We start from the raw sequence: 15,871 nt of genomic DNA, 5'->3' as shown, positions 1-15,871 counted from the left end.
CATGGAACACCAGAAGCAGCACAAGTACACCCCCGGTCAGCGGTGCGCCGGCGGCGCGATCGCCGTGGCCGTCCTCGCCGGCCTCGTCGCCCTCCCCGCGACCTCGGCGACCGCTGCGGCCGCCGCTGCGCAGACCACCGCGGTGGCGCAGTCAGCGGAACGTTCGACCTCCGCCGCCCTGGCCGTCACGCACGGGCTCCAGTTCGCAGCGGGCGACCGAGTCGGCCTGACCGGTACCGCAGCCCCCGACGCCGAGGTGACGATCGCCGGACTGCCCGGGAAGAACGGCGCGATCGACAAGCCCGCCACGGTGCTCGCGGACCACACCGGCAAGTGGGTCGTCGCGACCTCCGCCGGTTCGGCACGCGCCGACTCGTACGACCTCACCGTCACGTCCGGAGGCACGTCGATCGACGTCACCACGAAGGCGGACCCGGACTACCACCTCGTCGAGCGGGAGCTCACCGTCCCGGCGGGCCAGCGCTTCGTCGCCGGCGAACGGCCGGTGGTGTCCGGGACCGCGGACGCGTACTCGATCGTCATCGTCCGGGGTCTCCCCGGTACGCCGTCGAGCGATGCGGTGGGTGCGATCGCCGATGAGAACGGCGACTGGTCGATCCGTGCCGCGCAGCCCGCGTCCGGCGCGATCGTCGTCGACGTGACCGGGCAGAGCCTCGGGCAGTCGAAGACCGTGCAGGAACACGTCGAGCTCGAGGCCCGGGCTGGCGAGTTCGAGGCGTTCACGATCGAGGACGGGCTGACCTACGCGCCCGGCACCCGGCTCGCGCTCTCCGGTGAGGCGCTCCCGGGTTCGGCCATCAAGGTCGAGGGGCTGCCGACGAACCCCGGCGTCCCGAACCTCGGACCGACGCAGCGCATCGTCGCCGATGCATCCGGCAAGTGGAAGCTCTTCACGCCCGGGAAGAGCGCGACTGCAGACGGGTACGACATCACCTTCACGGTCGCCGGATCGACCAGGGTCGAGCGCGTGACGGCGGACGAGGCCTACGCCCCGGTACAGCGGGACTTCACCGTCGCCGAGGGTCAGACGTTCGTGGTCGGCGAGGTCGCGACCGTGACGGGTACGGCCGACGCGTACTCGACCGTGCGGGTCGACGGGCTCCCCGGGCGGACCGGCATCTACGGTGTCGAGGCGGACCGTCACGGCAACTGGACGGCGACGAGCGCCGTGCCGGCGACCGCAGCCTTCACCGTGCAGGCGAGCGGTTTCGAGCACGGTGGGTTCAGCGAGGTCGTGGAGCGAACGATCCAGCCGGAGCAGGCGCAGGCCCCGGAGATCACGGTATCGACGACGTCGTTCGTGCAGGGGCAGAAGCAGCTGATCGAGGGCACGGCCGCACCGAGGGCGAAGGTGGACATCTACTCGGGGTCGAAGTACCTGATGCACGTCGTGGCCGGTGAGGACGGGACCTGGTCGTACACGACCGGTGGCGTCATCACGAGTGACACGTTCACCCGGACGCTCAAGTCGGAGGGGGCGAAGGACGTCACCTTCACGTTGACGGCTGCTGAGCAGGAGCAGGCGGCACCGATCACGGTGGCGACGACGTCGTTCGTGAAGGGGCAGAAGCAGCTGATCGAGGGCACGGCCGCGCCGAAGGCTCGCGTCGATGTGTACTCCGGGTCGAAGTACCTGATGAACGTCGTGGCGGGTGAGGACGGGAAGTGGTCGTACACGACCGGGGCCGTCATCACCACCGACACGTTCACCCGGACCCTCAAGTCGGAGGGGGCGAAGGACGTGACGTTCACGTTGACGGCTGCCGAGCAGGAGCAGAAGGCGCCGATCACGGTCGTCACGACGACGTTCGTGAAGGGTCAGAAGCAGCTGATCGAGGGCACGGCGGAGCCGAAGGCCAAGGTCAACATCTACTCCGGGTCGAAGTACCTGATGAACGTCACCGCGAACGCCGAGGGCAAGTGGTCGTACACGACCGGTGCCGTCATCACCGACGACACCTTCACCCGGACCCTCAAGTCCGACGGGGCGAAGGACCTCACCTTCACCCTGACCGCGCAGTAATCGGCCCGACAGGTCGACCAGGAGGCGCGGATCACGCGAGCCGACCGGCTCACGTGATCCGCGCCTCCTGTCCGTCAGATCGTGGCGTCCGCCCAGCGTGGGCCGGAGGCGGTGACGACCACACGGCGCGGCTCGTCGGGGACGTCGTCCGGGTCGAGGTCGTCACCTGCGACCGCGTCGTCGGCACCCGTCGCGCGGACGATCTCGACGTCGAGGACGCTGTCCGAGATGCCGTCGACGAACCCGCGCCCCCACTCGACGACGACGATCGAGGCGTCCCAGTCGAGGTCGAGGTCGTCGAGCTCGACCGGGTCGGACAGTCGGTAGGCGTCGACGTGCACGAGGTCCGGCCCGGCCGAGGTCGGGTGTGTCCGGGCGAGGACGAACGTCGGGCTCGAGACCTGCCCGCGGGCGCCGAGCGCTGCGCCGAGCCCTCGGGTCAGGGTGGTCTTGCCGGCGCCGAGCGGACCGGTCAGGACGACGAGGTCACCGGCGCGGAGGACGGCCGCGAGTCGGGCGCCGAGTGCACCCATCTCCTCGGTGGTCCGGGCCGTGGTGTCGAGCAGCACGTGGGAGTCGGTCACCGTTCGCCCCGGAGGTACTCGGCGACGTGGCCCTCGACCCGGTGCCCTTCGTAGACGCGGGGCACCCGGGTGCCGATCCGGCAGACGATCTCCTCGCCGATGGTGCCGAGCGCGTCGCCCCACTCGAGGACCGTCATCTCGTCGTGCTCACCCGTGCCGAACAGCACGACGGTGTCACCGACCCGGACGTCGTCGTCGCCGACGTCCACGAGGAACTGGTCCATCGCGACGCGACCGGCGATCGGGTAGCGCGTGCCGCCGATCGCGACCTCGATGCGGCCCTGCGCCAGCCGCGGGACGCCGTCCGCGTAGCCGACCGGGACGAGCGCGAGGGTGGTCTCGGCGGTGGTGCGGTACGTGTAGTCGTACGAGACACCGGTGTCGACGGGCACGCGCTTCGTCTTCGCGACCGAGGCGGTCAGGGTCATCACGGGCTCGAGGCCGAGGTCGGCCGCCGAGACGCCGTCGGCACCGGGGATGCCGAACAGGTTCGCGCCCATCCGGACCATGTCCTTGCGGAACTCCTTGCGCTCGAGCCCGGCGAGCGAGGCGGCGACGTGCTCCGTCGGGATGTCGAGCCCGAGGTCGTCGGCCTGCTCGACCGCGTCGTCGAAGAGCGCCACGGCGGAGGCGTCCTCGTCGTCGGAGGACTCGGCGAGGTGCGTGTAGGCGGCCACGACCTCGATGCGCCCGTCACGCTGGGCGTCACGGGCGAGGGTCACGAGGGCCGGCCAGTCGTCCGGCGTCGAACCGTCGCGGTGCAGGCCGGAGTCGAAGCCGAGGTGCACCCGGGCGGGACGCTGGTCGACGGCGTCGATCACCCGCTGCAGCTCCGGCACGTTCGAGACGCCGAGGTCGACCGCGGAGTCGATCGCGTCGCGGAAGTCCAGCGCCGGGTCGTGCTGCCACGTGAAGAGGTGGACGTCCTCGCCGACGCCGATCGACCGCAGACGCAGGGCCGCGGGGACCGTGAGCACGCCGATCCACCGGATGCCCGCGTCCACCGCGGCGAGGGCGATCGGCTCGAGACCGTGCCCGTAGGCGTCGGCCTTCATGATCGCCATGAGCTCGACCGGGTCCATCCACTCGCGGACCAGGTCGAGGTTGGCGCGGTAGGCGTCGAGGTCGATCCGGGCTCGGCGCAGCGGCGCGTTCACGAGGTCCTCCGTTCGACGCTGCGGCCGACCCGGGCGACCACCTCGTAGTTGATCGTGCCGACTGCGGCGGCCCAGTCCTCGACCGCGGGGTCGCCGTTCGCCGGGTCGCCCCAGAGCACGGCCTCGTCGCCGATCCGGACGTCGGCGTCGCCGATGTCGACGTGCATGGCGTTCATCGCCACGCGACCGACGACCGGGAAGGTGCGGTCGCCGATCCGGACCGAGACGCGGTTGCCGAAGTCGCGGTCGAAGCCGTCCGCGTACCCGAGCCCGATCACCGCGAGCCGGGTGTCCGACGTCGCACGCCAGGTGTAGCCGTAGCTGACGCCCTCGCCAGCTCGCACCGGGACCGTCCGGAGGACCGCGGCGGTCACGCGCATCGCAGGGCGGAGCCCGAGGTCGGCCGAGGTGCGGTCGGGGAACGGGCTGAGGCCGTACAGCGCGAGGCCGACCCGGGCGACGTCGTGCCGGGTCTCCGCGACGGCGAGACTCGCAGCGCTGGCGGCGAGGTGCACCATGTCGGGAACGATGCCGTTCGCGGCGAGACCGTCGAGCGCCCGCTGGAGTGCGGCGTCCTGGTCGAGGTCGTCGGCGCGGGAGGCGTTCGCCAGGTGCGACATGAGGCCCTCGATGCGGGTGCGGTTGCCACTGCGGGCAAGGCGACCGGCGGTGGCGAAGAGCTCGGACCACTCGGACTCGACCGCGCCGTTGCGGCTCAGGCCGGTGTCGACGCAGATGTGCACCGCGGGGACCTCGGAGTCGGCGGCGGCGGAGAGCTGGTCGACGCTGGAGACCGCCGGCGTGATGCCGTACTGCGCGGCGCGACGGAAGTCCTCGTCGGGGGCGTGCAACCACGCCAGGATCCGGACGCCCTCGTCGATGCCGGCGTGGCGGAGGGCGATCCCCTCGTCGATGTCCGCGACGCCGAGCCACTCCGCGCCGGCGTCCACGAAGGCCTGCGCGGACTCCGCTGCGCCGTGGCCGTAGCCGTTGGCCTTGACGACCGCGATGACGCCGGACGGAGCCACCTGTTCGGCGACGGTCGCGTAGTTGGCGATCAGCGCCTCCCGATCGACCGTGATGCCGGTGAACGCGCTCACGCTTGCTTCCCTTCGAGGACCACGAACGCCGTCGCGATCCCTCCGTCATGCGAGAGCGAGAGGTGCACGCTCGTCACCCCGCGCCCGTCCGCCACCTGGCGCGCCCCCTGGCGCAGCGTCAGCGACGGGTTCCGCTGGTCGTCGGAGACGACCTCGAGGTCCTGCCAACTCAGCCCGGCGCTCGACCCGAACGCCTTGATCAGCGCTTCCTTCGCCGCGAACCGCGCGGCCAGCGACGCGATCGGCCGGGGTTCCCCGTCGCGGACGAGCTCCGACGGGGTGAAGAGGCGCGTGCGCATCGCGGGCGTCCGGTCGAGCACCCGCTCGAACCGTTCCAGGTCGACCACGTCGACACCGATGCCGATGATCATCGCGCGACTACTCGACGGTGACCGACTTCGCGAGGTTGCGCGGCTGGTCGACGTCGAGGCCCTTGGCCGCGGCGAGCTCCATGCCGAACATGTGCAGCGGTGCGACCGCGAGCAGCGGCTCGAACAGCGGCGTCGCGAGCGGGATGCGCAGCACCTCGTCGGCGAAGGGCAGCACGGCGGCGTCGCCCTCTTCCGCGATCGCGATCACCCGGGCACCGCGGGCGCGGATCTCCTGGATGTTCGAGACGACCTTGGGGTGCAGCGACCGCGGGTCACGCGGCGAGGGGACGATCACGAAGACGATCTGCCCCGGCTCGATCAGGGCGATCGGGCCGTGCTTGAGCTCACCGGCGGCGAAGCCCTCGGCGTGGATGTACGCGAGTTCCTTGAGCTTGAGGGCACCCTCGAGAGCGATCGGGTAGCCGACGTGGCGGCCGAGGAAGAGGACGCTCCGGGTGTCGGCCATCCAGCGGGCGAGGTCCTTGATGCCGGACGCGTCGTCGATGGTCTGCTGCAGCTTCGGTGCGAGGCCCTCGAGCTCGGCGACCTGCTCGGCGATCTGCTCGGCCGTGAGGGTGCCCCGCAACGTGGCGAGGTGCAGCCCGAGCAGGTAGAGCGCGACACCCTGCGCGATGAACGCCTTGGTCGACGCGACGGCGACCTCGGGACCGGCGTGCGTGTAGATCACGGCGTCGGACTCGCGGGGGATCGTTGCGCCCTGGGTGTTGCAGATCGACAGGACCTGGGCGCCCTGCTCGCGGGCGTACTTCACGGCCATGAGCGTGTCCATGGTCTCGCCGGACTGGCTGATCGAGACGACCAGCGTGCGGTCGTTCAGCACCGGGTCGCGGTAGCGGAACTCGTGCGCGAGCTCGACCTCGACCGGGACGCGGGCCCACTGCTCGATCGCGTACTTGCCGAGGATACCGGCGTAGGCCGCGGTGCCGCAGGCGATGACGATGACCCGGTCGACCTGCGCGAGGCGGTCGGCGATCGGGTCGAGGTCCGTCAGCGTCACGGCGCCGTCGTGCACGCGGCCGAGGATGGTCTTGGCGACGGCCTCGGGCTCCTCGCTGATCTCCTTCGCCATGAACGAGGTCCAGCCGCCCTTGTCGGCCGCGGAGGCGTCCCAGTTCACCTCGAACTCGCTCGGCGATGCCGGGGTGCCGTCGAAGTGGATGACGGCGACGCCGTCGGGGCGGATCGTGGCGATCTCGTCCTGCCCGATGGCGAGGGCGCGCTGCGTGTAGGCCACGAACGCGGCCACGTCGGAGCCCATGAAGTTCTCGCCGTCGCCCAGGCCGACCACGAGGGGGGAGTTGCGACGGGCGCCGACGACGACACCGGGCTGGTCGGCGTGCACGACGAGGAGCGTGAACGCCCCTTCGAGCCGCTGCACGGCCTGCTGCATGGCGGCGGTCAGGTCACCGGTCGCGCGGAACGACCGGGCGACGAGGTGTGCCGCGACCTCGGAGTCAGTCTCGCTGAGGAACGCGACGCCCTCGGCCTCGAGCTCGGTGCGGAGCTCGGAGAAGTTCTCGATGATGCCGTTGTGGATGAGGGCGAGCTTGCCGCCGTCGGCCAGGTGCGGGTGCGCGTTGCCGTCGGTCGGGCCACCGTGGGTCGCCCAGCGGGTGTGGCCGATGCCCGTCCCGCCGTCGGCGATGGGGTGCGATTCCAGCTCGTCCACGAGGGCCTGGAGCTTGCCCGCCTTCTTCGCGGACGCGAGCTCGTGCGACCCGTCCACGACGGCGATGCCCGCCGAGTCGTAGCCGCGGTACTCGAGCCGACGGAGACCACCGAGGAGGACGTCCTGGCTGCTGTTGCTGCCGACGTAGCCGACGATTCCACACATGGGGACGATCCTACGGTCTGGCTGGACGACGACCCTGCGAACCAGCAGGGCTGGGGATAACGTTTGGGACATGGGACGCTTCGACGACATCGCGATCACGACGCTGCACGGTGAGGACACCACGTTCGGGGCGTTCGCGGACAAGGCGGTGCTCGTCGTGAACGTCGCGTCGCGCTGTGGCCTCGCTCCGCAGTACGAGCAGCTCGAGGCGCTCCAGAAGGAGTACGGGCCCCGCGGCTTCACGGTCCTGGGCTTCCCGAGCAACCAGTTCCTGCAGGAGCTCGGCTCGTCCGAGGCGATCGACGAGTACTGCTCCACCACGTGGGGCGTCACCTTCCCGATGTCCGAGAAGGTCAAGGTGAACGGCAAGAGCGCCCACCCGCTCTACCAGGCGCTCAAGGAGACCCCGGACGCCGACGGCAAGGCCGGGCGGGTCACGTGGAACTTCGAGAAGTTCCTGGTCGCCCCGGACGGCACGGTCACGCGGTTCCGCCCGACGACGAAGCCGGATGCGCCGCAGGTGATCGCCGCGATCGAGGCGGCGCTGCCCGCCTGAGCCGTCGGCGCTCGGCGCGGTAGCAATTGCACGGTGCCGTATTTCAGAGGGAAATACTACATTTGAGTCCTCCCCCGAGGAAGGACTCTCCCATGCACCCACGATCCACGATCGCCCGCGCCTGTGCGCTCGGCGTCGCTGGCCTCGTCCTCCTGAGCGGTCCGGCGCTCTCGACGGCCGCCCCCGCGCAGGCGGCGGCGCCGGTCGCCCGCAGCGCCGACAGCGCCACCACCCCGATCACGATCACGTCGAGCACGACCTACGTCAAGGGTGACCCGCTCGCCATCTCCGGCACGGGCATTCCGGACTCGACGATCCGCGTCTGGATCAACGACGACCTCGTCGCCGACCCGAAGCTCACGACCGACTCGGACGGCCTGTGGACGCTGCAGTTGAGCGCAGCGTTCGTCGAGTCGAAGGACTCGTTCAGACTGCGGCTGTACGGCGAGAACGGGCACGACTCCACGACGACCTTCACGGCGGACCCGGACGCCGAGCGCACCCCGGTCACCATCACGTCGGGCACGGACTACGTCAAGGGTCAGCCCTTCACCATCACGGGCACGGGGCTCCCGAACACGACCGTCATGGCATGGGTGAACGACAGCTACATCTCGTACCCGGAGATCACGGTCGGCAAGGGCGGAACCTGGTCGCTCCGGATCGGTGCCGCGTTCGCCGGACAGGACTCCTTCTCCCTGCGACTGCGCGGGACGAACGACCACCAGATCGAGACGACGTTCACCGCAGACCCCGATGCGCAGCCGACGCCGATCGCCATCACGTCCGCGACGGAGTACACGACGAGCGAACCGCTCACCGTCTCGGGCACCGGGCCGGCCAGCACGACGATCCAGTACTTCATCGACGGCGCCCCGGGGCCGAAGGAGATCGACGTCGACGCCGACGGGCGCTGGTCGCTGCCGATCAGCGCGGGCATCACCGCTCGCGACTCGTTCGCGCTCCGGCTCGTGGGGGAGAACGGCCACGACAGCACCACGACCTTCACCGTCGACCCGGACGCGAAGCCCGTGCCGATCACCATCGAGTCCGGCACGTCCTACGTCAAGGGCGAGCCGTTCAAGGTCACCGGTACCGGACTGCCGAACACGACGATCAACTACGGGATCGACGGCAAGCTCATCTCGTCGCCAGAACTCACGGTGGACGACGACGGGCGCTGGACGCTGCCGATCGGCGTGGCCTTCGCGGGGCGTGACTCGTTCGAGCTCCGGCTCTTCGGTCTGAACGGGCAGGAAGCCGGGGCCACCTTCGCGGCGGATCCCGATGCCGAGATCACGCCTGTCGCCATCACGTCGGGGACCTCGTACACGCGGGGCGCGTCGCTCACGATCACGGGGACCGGAGTGCCGGAGACCCGGATCCACTACTGGGTCAACGGTGTCCCGGGCATCAGTCCCCAGCTGCACACGGACGCCGACGGGCGCTGGTCCCTCCAGCTTCCGCCGTCCCTGACCGGCGGTGAGACGCTCGACCTGCGGCTCGTCGGCGTCAACGGGCACGACACCACCACGACGTTCACGGCCGATTCGGACGCCGGTACGCTCCCGGTCACCATCACCTCGAGCACGGAGTACGCCAAGGGTGACCCGTTCACGATCACCGGTACCGGGCTGCCGAACTCGGTCATCGACTACTGGGTGAACGACGCCTACGTCTCGGAACCCAGGCTCGTCGTCGACGAACACGGGCAGTGGGAGCTCCCGATCCTCAGCGAGTTCTCGAGGCAGGACTCCTTCACGCTCCGACTCCGCGGCGAGAACGGGCACGACAGCACCACGACCTTCACCGCCGATCCGGACGCGCAGCCGACGCCGGTGATGATCACCTCGGGAACCGTGTACACGAAGGGCGACCCGTTCACCATCGCCGGGACCGGGCTGCCCGAGACGCGGATCCAGTACTGGGTGGACGACGCGCTCTCCACCGCACCGGTCACGGTCGACGAGAACGGGAAGTGGGAGCTCCCCATCAGCCAGACGTTCGCCCGACAGGACTCGTTCACGCTCCGACTCGTCGGCGTGAACGGACACGACACGACCACGACCTTCACGGCCGACCCGGACTCCGAGCCGACGCCGGTGACGATCACCTCGGGGACGACCTACACGAAGGGCGACCAGCTGACGCTCCGGGGAACCGGCCTCCCCGACACGGACATCCGCTACTGGCTCGACGGCAAGTACATCTCGGACCCGAAGCTCAGCGTCGGGAAGGACGGCACGTGGTCCCTCCGGATCAGCCCCACCTTCGCCGCCCAGGACTCCTTCACGCTCCGGCTGCTCGGGGTGAACGACCACGAGGTCGAGACGATCTTCACGGCAGCGGCCGAGGCACCGGCGAACGAGGTCACGGTATCGACGACGACCTTCGTCAAGGGTCAGAAGCAGCTGATCGAGGGTATGGCCGCACCGCGGGCGAAGGTGGAGATCTACTCGGGGTCGAAGTACCTGATGCACGTGATCGCCGGCGCTGACGGGAAGTGGTCGTACACGACCGGTGGGGTCATCAACACCGACACGTTCACCCGGACGCTCAAGTCGGAGGGGGCGAAGGACGTCACGTTCACGCTGACGGCTGCCGAGCAGGAGCAGGCGGCGCCGATCACGGTGGCGACGACGACCTTCGCCAAGGGGCAGAAGCAACTGATCGAGGGCACGGCCGCACCGAAGGCCCGCGTCGATGTGTACTCGGGGTCGAAGTACCTGATGCACGTGATCGCCGACGCTGACGGGAAGTGGTCGTACACGACGGGTGGGGTCATCAACACCGACACGTTCACCCGGACGCTCAAGTCCGCGGGTACGGACGACGTCACCTTCACCCTGACCGCGAAGTGAGCAAGGACATGGAACAGCAGAAACACCCCACGACGACGGGCCGACGCTGCGCCGGTGGTGCGATCGCCGTCGCGGTCCTCGCCGGCCTCGTGGCCCTCCCCGCCACCCCGGCAACGGCCGCCGAGCCGTCGACGTCCGCGTCGCAGGCCGCCGAGCGCGCAACGCAGCAGGACACGACTGCCGCACTCGCCGTCACACACGGCCTCGAGTACGCACCGGGGGACCGGCTCGGTCTGACCGGCACGGCAGCGCCGAACGCCGACGTCACCATCACCGGGATCCCCCGCAAGGGCGGCACGATCGACCGACCGGTCACGGTGCGGTCCGACCAGAGCGGCAAGTGGATCGTGTTCACCGTTCCCGGGTCGGCGCTCGCCGAGTCCTACGACCTCGCCGTCGCCTCGGGCGGGGCGTCGATCGACGTCACCACGCGTGCGACGGACGGCTACCGACTCGCCGAGCGAGAACTCACGATCCCGGCGGAGCAGCGCTTCGTCCGGGGCGAGACGCTCACGCTCACCGGAACGGCCGACGCGTACACCTCCGTCGCGGTGCTCGGGCTCCCTGGCTGGAAGCCCGGCCAGCCGGGTACCGGCACCACTGCCGACGAGAACGGCGACTGGTCGATCACGAGCGAGGAGCCGGCGTTCGGCGCGCTCCTGCTCGAGGCACGGGGTCAGGGACTCGGGCAGAGTCGCTGGGTGCAGGAGCGGGTCGAGCAGGAGGCGCGGCCCGGCGAGTTCGAGGCGTTCACGATCGAGGAGGGTCTGGTGTACGCACCGGGCAGTCGGCTCGTGTTGGTGGGGGAGGCGCTCCCCGGGTCCATCATCACCGTCGACGGACTGCCCGAGCAGCACGGCGGTTCCGGCTCCGGGACGACCCGCCGCGTCACCGCCGACGACGACGGCACGTGGCAGCTCGTCACGCTGCACGGATCGGCCACCGCCGACCGCTACGACCTGACCTTCACGGTCGGCGGATCATCGCGGTCGGAGCGGGCGACTGCGGACGAGTCCTTCGTCCCGGTGCAGCGCGACGTCACGGTCACCGAGGGGCAGACGTACGTCCGTGGCGAGGTCGCCACGGTGACCGGGACGGCTGACGCCTACACGAGCGTGCGGGTCGACGGCCTTCCGGGGCGGACCCTCGGGTACGGGGTCGTGGCCGACCGAAACGGCAACTGGACGGCGACCAGCGCGGACCCGGTGACGAACGTGTTCGAGGTCCGGGTGCAGGGGCAGCAGCACGGCACGGTCAGTCCGGTGGTGACCGCCGTGATCGACCAGGCGCCGCGCGAGGGCGAGTTCGAGGCGTTCACGATCGAACGTGGGCTCACCTACGTCCCGGACGGGACCGTCGGCCTGTCCGGCACCGCTCTGCCGTTCTCCCGGATCGCGGTCGACGGGCTGCCGTCCGCCTCCGGTCCGTCGAAGACCAACTGGGTGGTGGCGGACGTCGACGGCGCATGGGCGATCGCGTCCTCCGACCGTGCCGCGACGGCCGACCGGTACGACCTGACGTTCACGGTCGCGGGCTCCGCGGTCACGCGCACCGTCACCGCCGACCCGGACCTCGACGTCGTCGAGCACGACCTGGCGTTCGCGAGCGGGCAGTCGTTCGTGGTCGGGGAACGCGCCACGATCCGGGGCACGTCCGACGCGTTCGCGGTCGTGCACTTCCGAGGGCTGCCCGGGGATCCGTCGAACGGCAAGATCGTGATCGCCGACGCCGACGGCAACTGGGTCGCCACGAGCGGCGAGCCGATCACCGGCCGGACCCCGATCATCGTGTCGGGCTTCGGGGGAGGCGAGTACCGCTCCCTGCAGGCCACGATCGTGCCGTCGGAACGGCCGCAGACGCCGCCGGTCACGGTCGCGACGACGACGTTCGTGAAGGGCAAGAAGCAGCTGATCGAGGGCACGGCCGCGCCGAAGGCGAAGGTCAACATCTACTCGGGGTCGAAGTACCTGATGCACGTGATCGCCGGCGCTGACGGGAAGTGGTCGTACACGACCGGTGGGGTCATCAACACCGACACGTTCACCCGGACGCTCAAGTCGGAGGGGGCGAAGGACGTCACGTTCACGCTGACGGCTGCCGAGCAGGAGCAGACGGCACCGATCACGGTGGCGACGACGTCGTTCGTGAAGGGTGAGAAGCAGCGGATCGAGGGCGCCGCGGCACCGAAGGCCCGCGTCGATGTGTACTCGGGGTCGAAGTACCTGATGCACGTGATCGCCGGCGCTGACGGCAAGTGGTCGTACACGACCGGTGCCGTCATCAACGACGACACCTTCACGCGCACCCTCAAGTCCGCGGGCACGAAGGACGTCACCTTCACCCTGCACGCGCGGTAACCGGATCACCCAGAAGTGCCCCCGCTCCACTCCGGAGCGGGGGCACATCCGCATTCATCGGACGACTCACCGCGCATTCCGGCGCAAACCTGAATGAGAAGACCCTTGACAGCAGAGACATCGGATGTTTCGATGAGTCCGTTCGGTCGACGGAGACCGAACGGGTAGGAGACACGATGAGCCGCATCACCGGTCTGCGCGTCCGCGACGTCCGGTTCCCGACCTCCCGGGACCACGACGGATCCGACGCCATGAACCCGGCGCCCGACTACTCCGCCGCCTACGTCGAGATCGCGACCGACGCCCTGGACGGCCACGTCGGCACCGCCTTCGTCTTCACGATCGGCCGCGGCAACGAGGTGCAGGAAGCGGCGATCGCCGCCCTCCGCGAGCACGTCGTCGGCGCGGACGCCGAGTCGGTCCTGGCGGACATGGGCGGGACGTGGCGCTCACTCGTCCACGACTCGCAGCTCCGGTGGCTCGGGCCCGAGAAGGGCGTGATGCACATGGCGATCGGCGCCGTGGTGAACGCCCTCTGGGACCTCCGGGCGAAGCGTGCCGGGCAGCCGCTTTGGGCGCTGCTCGCCGATCTCAGCCCGGACGAGCTCGTCGACCTGGTGGACTTCCGGTACCTCTCCGACGCCATCACCCCGGCCGACGCACGGGAACTGTTCGAGGCCGCCGTGCCGCTCCGTGCCGAGCGCCGACGCCGCCTCGAGCGCGAGGGCTACCCGGCGTACACCACCACCCCCGGCTGGCTCGGCTACGACGACGAGAAGCTCGCCCGCCTCTGCCGCGAGGCCGTCGACGAGGGCTTCACCCAGATCAAGCTCAAGGTCGGCGGGGACATCGACGAGGACGTCCGACGGCTCGGGATCGCCCGCGCCACGGTCGGTCCGGACATCCGGATCGCGATCGACGCCAACCAGCGCTGGGACGTCGACGAGGCGGTCACGTGGATCGAGCGGCTCCGCCCGTTCGACATCGCGTGGGTCGAGGAGCCCACGAGCCCCGACGACGTCCTCGGACACGCCGAGATCGCCCGCCGCATCGCACCGATCCCGGTGGCGACGGGGGAGCACATGGCGAACCGGGTGATCGCGAAGCAGCTCATCCAGGCGGACGCGATGTCGGTGCTCCAGATCGACGCCACGCGAGTCGCCGGGGTGAACGAGAACCTCGCGATCCTGCTCCTCGCCGCCAAGTACGGCGTCCGCGTCTGCCCGCACGCCGGCGGGGTCGGTCTGTGCGAGGCGGTGCAGCACCTCTCGATGTTCGACGCCGTCGCGCTCACCGGAGACCTCGACACCCGCTGCATCGAGTTCGTCGACCACCTGCACGAGCACTTCGTGACACCGGTCGACGTGCACGACGGCCGCTATTGGCCCCCCACCGCTCCCGGCGCGGGCACCGAGATGCACGCCGCCACGCTCGAGGACCACGCGTTCCCCGACGGCCCGGTCTGGGCCGCCGTCGACGCGAGCGTCCCGGACGCCGTCCGCGTCGCCTGACGCACACCGACCCCGTCCGCGTCGCCTGACGCACACCGACCCCGTCCGCGTCGCCTGACGCACACCGACCCCGTCCGCGTCGCCTGACGCACCCCGATCGCGACGCCCGACGACCCTGACCCGCACCACGTTCCTCCCGAACCGACCCCCCCCACCCTGATCACCACGACGAAGTGGAGACTCCGATGCACCGACGCCGAATCGTCGCGGGGCTGGCGGCAGCCGCCGCCACCGCGCTCGTCCTCGCTGGTTGTTCCTCCGGCAGCAGTGCCGGCGGCAGCCAGTCCAAGGACGCCATGACCTGGTCCATGTGGATCGCCGGGAAGGAGGACAAGGCCGCCTGGCAGAAGGTCGCCGACACCGTGAAGAGCGAGGACGGCATCACCCTGACGATCCAGGGCGCCCCGTTCGAGAACTACTTCACGAAGCTCAGCACGCAGCTCAGCGCCGGCAGCGCCCAGTGCATCGTGAGCATGCAGTCGCTCCGCGCGGCGAACTACACCTCGTCGCTCCTGTCGCTCGACGACCTCGCGAAGAAAGACGGGCTCGACCTGTCGGCGTACGACAGCACGGCGCTCGACGGCATGAAGGTCGACGGCAAGCTCTACGGTCTGCCGTACGACACCGGGCCCATCCTGATGTTCTACAACAAGGACCTCTTCAAGCAGGCCGGCGTGGCCGACCCCGAGCCCGGGTGGACCACCGACGACTTCGAGCAGGCCGGCGAGGCGCTCAAGGCGAAGGGCATCACCGAGTTCGGCTCGACCGTGGGCGACCTCAACCTCGAGTCGATGATCTACGGCTACAACGGCGGCCGGGTGATCACGAAGGCCGGCAAGATCGACGCCACCGACACGAAGTTCGCGGACGGCCTGGACTGGCTCGCGAGCCTGGTGAAGAAGGGCTACGCGACCCAGGCGTCGTCGGACACCTCGACGCCCGGCAACGACTTCGCCGCCGGCAAGGTCGCGATGTACACGGACGGTCCGTGGTCGCTGATCAGCCAGAAGGCCAAGGTGAAGTTCGACCTCGGCGTCACGACGCTGCCGGCCGGGACCTCGGGCCCGTCGACCTTCGCCGCCGGTTCCGGCTTCGGCGTCTCGAAGCAGTGCAAGTACCCGGAGCAGGCGTTCAAGGCCGTCCAGACGATGACGAGCGAGAAGGTCCTGACGTCCCTCGCCGAGCAGGGGCGTGCCTTCCCGGCCCGCACCGCGGCGCAGGACGCGTGGTACTCCAGCGCCGGCATCGACGGGGCCGAGACCGCGCTCAAGGCGGCCCTCGCCAAGTCCTCGCCGCTCCCGGGCAACAAGCAGAGCGACCAGCTGGGCCAGCTCTTCACGCAGTACGCGCTCCAGGCGGTCAACGGACAGACGTCCGGCAAGGACACGATGTCCTCGATCGCCGGCCAGCTCGGCACGCAGTGACCGACGCGACCGACTGACGGACTGGAGGCGCGGGTCGACCCCGCCCCGCGC

Annotated in this window: 11 protein-coding genes; 6 read left to right on the top strand and 5 right to left on the bottom strand. The window is 70.1% G+C overall.

Features of this window, described 5'->3' with window-relative positions; genetic code table 11:
- Nucleotide 1: 1 nt before the first annotated feature.
- A complete protein-coding gene (locus BM028_RS05090; protein WP_092385083.1) occupies nucleotides 2-2,044 on the top strand; it encodes a hypothetical protein in 2,043 nt (680 codons plus the stop codon).
- 74 nt (nucleotides 2,045-2,118) lie between these two features.
- Here BM028_RS05090 and tsaE read toward each other — a convergent pair whose 3' ends face one another.
- The 5 genes from tsaE to glmS are packed head-to-tail and all read right to left on the bottom strand — an operon-like array spanning nucleotide 2,119 to nucleotide 7,111.
- Complete coding sequence (gene tsaE, locus BM028_RS05085) at nucleotides 2,119-2,628, bottom strand: tRNA (adenosine(37)-N6)-threonylcarbamoyltransferase complex ATPase subunit type 1 TsaE (RefSeq protein ID WP_441294440.1); 510 nt, start codon at nucleotides 2,626-2,628, stop codon at nucleotides 2,119-2,121.
- Nucleotides 2,625-3,785: an alanine racemase gene (gene alr / locus BM028_RS05080; protein WP_175496002.1), complete on the bottom strand. Its 1,161-nt coding sequence runs from the start codon at nucleotides 3,783-3,785 to the stop codon at nucleotides 2,625-2,627. The genes tsaE and alr (BM028_RS05080) overlap by 4 nt, the downstream gene beginning before the upstream one ends.
- Entirely contained in the window at nucleotides 3,782-4,885 is a 1,104-nt protein-coding gene (gene alr, locus BM028_RS05075) for an alanine racemase (RefSeq protein ID WP_092385081.1), read from the bottom strand. The genes alr (BM028_RS05080) and alr (BM028_RS05075) overlap by 4 nt, the downstream gene beginning before the upstream one ends.
- A complete protein-coding gene (locus BM028_RS05070; RefSeq protein WP_092385079.1) occupies nucleotides 4,882-5,256 on the bottom strand; it encodes a holo-ACP synthase in 375 nt (124 codons plus the stop codon). Before BM028_RS05070 ends, alr (BM028_RS05075) begins: the two co-directional genes overlap by 4 nt.
- Nucleotides 5,257-5,263: 7 nt before the next feature.
- A complete protein-coding gene (glmS, locus tag BM028_RS05065) occupies nucleotides 5,264-7,111 on the bottom strand; it encodes a glutamine--fructose-6-phosphate transaminase (isomerizing) (protein WP_092385077.1) in 1,848 nt (615 codons plus the stop codon).
- A 70-nt stretch (nucleotides 7,112-7,181) separates the two neighbouring features.
- On the opposite strand from glmS, the gene BM028_RS05060 reads away from it, so the two are divergent.
- The 5 genes from BM028_RS05060 (at nucleotide 7,182) to BM028_RS05040 (ending at nucleotide 15,820) form a co-directional block, all read left to right on the top strand.
- Entirely contained in the window at nucleotides 7,182-7,667 is a 486-nt protein-coding gene (locus tag BM028_RS05060) for a glutathione peroxidase (protein WP_070417700.1), read from the top strand.
- A gap of 92 nt (nucleotides 7,668-7,759) precedes the next feature.
- The gene (locus BM028_RS05055; RefSeq protein WP_092385075.1) at nucleotides 7,760-10,528 is read left to right on the top strand and encodes an RHS repeat domain-containing protein; all 2,769 of its coding nucleotides are present in this window, start codon (nucleotides 7,760-7,762) and stop codon (nucleotides 10,526-10,528) included.
- A gap of 8 nt (nucleotides 10,529-10,536) precedes the next feature.
- Complete coding sequence (locus tag BM028_RS05050) at nucleotides 10,537-12,885, top strand: hypothetical protein (protein ID WP_175496001.1); 2,349 nt, start codon at nucleotides 10,537-10,539, stop codon at nucleotides 12,883-12,885.
- Nucleotides 12,886-13,061: 176 nt separating this feature from the next.
- The gene (locus BM028_RS05045) at nucleotides 13,062-14,396 is read left to right on the top strand and encodes an enolase C-terminal domain-like protein (RefSeq protein ID WP_092385071.1); all 1,335 of its coding nucleotides are present in this window, start codon (nucleotides 13,062-13,064) and stop codon (nucleotides 14,394-14,396) included.
- Nucleotides 14,397-14,581: 185 nt separating this feature from the next.
- A complete protein-coding gene (locus tag BM028_RS05040; RefSeq protein WP_229085756.1) occupies nucleotides 14,582-15,820 on the top strand; it encodes an ABC transporter substrate-binding protein in 1,239 nt (412 codons plus the stop codon).
- The last annotated feature ends 51 nt before the right edge of the window (nucleotides 15,821-15,871 follow it).

It is taken from the genome of Curtobacterium sp. YR515 (genome assembly GCF_900113095.1).
Lineage (GTDB): Bacteria > Actinomycetota > Actinomycetes > Actinomycetales > Microbacteriaceae > Curtobacterium.
Note: the sequence above shows the minus strand (reverse complement) of the source record. Positions and strands in the feature narration are given on the sequence as shown.